Source organism: Mesorhizobium sp. M7A.F.Ca.US.002.01.1.1, assembly GCF_004022955.1.
In the GTDB taxonomy this organism is placed as follows: Bacteria; Pseudomonadota; Alphaproteobacteria; order Rhizobiales; family Rhizobiaceae; genus Mesorhizobium; species Mesorhizobium ciceri.
This window is the reverse complement of sequence record NZ_RZQE01000677.1, coordinates 1-2492: the sequence shown is the minus strand read 5'-3', so window position 1 is coordinate 2492 and position 2492 is coordinate 1. Positions and strand designations below refer to the sequence as shown.

The 2492-nt window shown below is 57.0% G+C and carries 2 protein-coding genes; both read right to left on the bottom strand.

Going from position 1 to position 2492, the window contains the following annotated elements:
• Window positions 1–1066: lipopolysaccharide biosynthesis protein (locus tag EN932_RS33900; protein WP_164890780.1), on the bottom strand; the 1066-nt coding region annotated here is incomplete at its 3' end.
• The gene (locus EN932_RS33895; protein WP_245483380.1) at window positions 1063–2166 is read right to left on the bottom strand and encodes a hypothetical protein; all 1104 of its coding nucleotides are present in this window, start codon (window positions 2164–2166) and stop codon (window positions 1063–1065) included. The genes EN932_RS33895 and EN932_RS33900, both read right to left, overlap by 4 nt.
• Window positions 2167–2492: the final 326 nt, after the last annotated feature.

Here is a 2492-nt window from a genome sequence, read left to right as displayed (position 1 = left end):
GCCAATATGTAGGGTTGATGATCCCGAACACCAAGATGGTAGGCGTGAGCAGCCGGAAGATGGTCGCCGCCCCCGTCCATTGCGAGCCCAGCACCACGGTGATGATCTCATGTGCGAACAGGAACGAGAACATTGTGATGGGAACCGTCACCGCGATGACGATCGAATATCCCTTGAGGTAGAAGTTCCGCAACCGCGCGGGATCATGCTGCATTCGTGACAACGCCGAGAACAGTACCGCACCGACGGCGCTGTTGATGGTCGCCGTAGGGATGCCAATCAGCTGGAAGGCCCGGGTATACAATCCGAGCGACGCAGCGCCCCAGAGCCGCCCGAGAAGGACTTTCTCCACATTGTAGCCAATATAGACAACGAGGTTGTTCAGCGTGACGATTCCACCGAAATGCAAGAGCGAGCGAATATTGGCGCCGCGTCGAGGCCATCCAGGAATCCACCCGGTGGCGATCCAGCAGCCCAGGCTGTTGATTGCCGGCGAGATAAGTGTCGGGGCGATCAGTGCCCAGTAGCCGTAGCCACGCAACGCGAGCAGCACACCGGACAGGATGCCCACGCACAGGGCACCCGTTTCGATCGCGCTGAGTGTGACATAACGCAAGTCGCGCTCGATCAGAGCGGCATGTTGCACGCCGGCCGCGTTAAGCAGGAAAGCTGGAGCGACCGCGATGGCGATCCTGAGTAGACGCGGCTCATGGTAGAAGGCTGATATCGTGTAGGCACTCGCGGCGCAGAGCAGCGCGAGAAAGACCCCTACCAGTATGTTGATCCAGAACAGTGCCGAAACCTGGTCAAACGAAATCTCATGCTTTTGGATGGTAGCGGAGGAAAGCCCGGCGGTGGTGAAGACGTCGAAAATGCCTGTGAGTGCCACCACCATCGCGACCAGGCCGAAATCGTCAGGGCTGAGCAGGCGTGCCAGGATGGCAATATAGCCCACCCTGAGAATCAGGTTCACCCCCTGGCTCACCATCCTGGCGACGCCACTTTGAATGGCTTCCCTTTTAAGGTTGCGGGGTTCGCCTTTGGCACTGAGGGCCTTGTGGGTCATGTATCACTGGCTGCATACGCGCTTGTTTCCGTTTGAGCTGCCGTAGCATGCCCCATGTGAGCGATTGCCTCGCCAGGCACCCGTTCCAGCCAAATTTCTCGCCACCAGGGATAGACGGCTCTTGGGCACTGCATCCGGCAATCGCTATACCTCGAATTGCACCAGACTTTCTCCAGGATGACCGCCGGTCCCCTGAGCCGGTTGAGAAGTCCGGTCTTTTCATTGACAAACGCTGTTACTCGCGACCGGACCCTGAAAGTATGGTCGCAATAGGGGACCATCTCAGCGTCGAAATACAGGCCACGGTTCTTATTATCCGTGTCTAGGGTCTTGAGGATTTCTTCATAGGACTTAACCCTGATCAGCTCCCCCGGTTGGAGATCAAGCTTGATGGTTGGAACCGGCTGGCCGGCAGGTATCGATCCCCGATATCGTGGGAATGAAACGCCACCGTAAATGTGCTGCACCTTGTCATACAGCCAGCTGACAATCACGGAGAGCCTCCCGAGATGCAGATGGCCCATGTAGTGATAGATACTGAATACTGCTGCATAGATGAATCCGACCAGGAGACGCTTTTTGCTGGCGTTTCCCGATGCATAATCTTCCACATACTGCCGGGCATCCCACCAAGAAAGTGGGGTGGTCGCATCCAGAAGTTCTGTGGCTTGGCATGAGTATCTCGGACCACCTGAAAGTGGCTGGCTCTTGGCGCGCGTACCAGCCAGCACGTCGCTTTCCGTGCAACCTTTTCCATTCGCCGCGTTGGTTCGCGGCGCGATGGCTTCGTCCGAGGACGCCACAGGCCTGAGCCATGCCTCTTTCCAGAAGACCAGGCACGCTGCCTGACAACCTCCAAACGCGTTGCCGTCGCACCTCAGGTTTTCAAGATGGATGCCTCCGGATAACTTGCGTCCGCCAGCAAAATTGATCGTGTCACATGTCTTGTGCGCGCGCTTGTAAACACGAAAGCGGTGACCACAATATTGAAACATCTGTGGCATGAAAGGAAGCTCCTCAAGTCGACCATTTCTGTCGAGCGTAAGAAGGATTTCTTCCTTGGACCGAATCTCTACCCAGTCGCCGACCCTCAGTGACATGCAGCACTCCCGTCCACAGCGCGCTCCGCAACCAATGTCATTTGCCTAGTGCCGTACCATAGCATCCCTGGAATCCGACAGCCGTCCCCGAATTAGCGGTAGCTACCTTCCACTTTTGACGGAGTGGAGCCATCGCTGTCACATCACTACGATCCTTCTCTCGGACCCGAACGGTCTCAAAGGCATTTGGGCGGGCTGGTAAGGGTTAGGTGCGTCGGGTGGAGGCCAGTCCAAATAGGCTGTCCCATGACCACCGTCAAAAGGGGTAACGAGAGCCCGCGCTCAACCGTATGGGCAAATTGCGCGAAGTGTGTGCAGTCCCCACT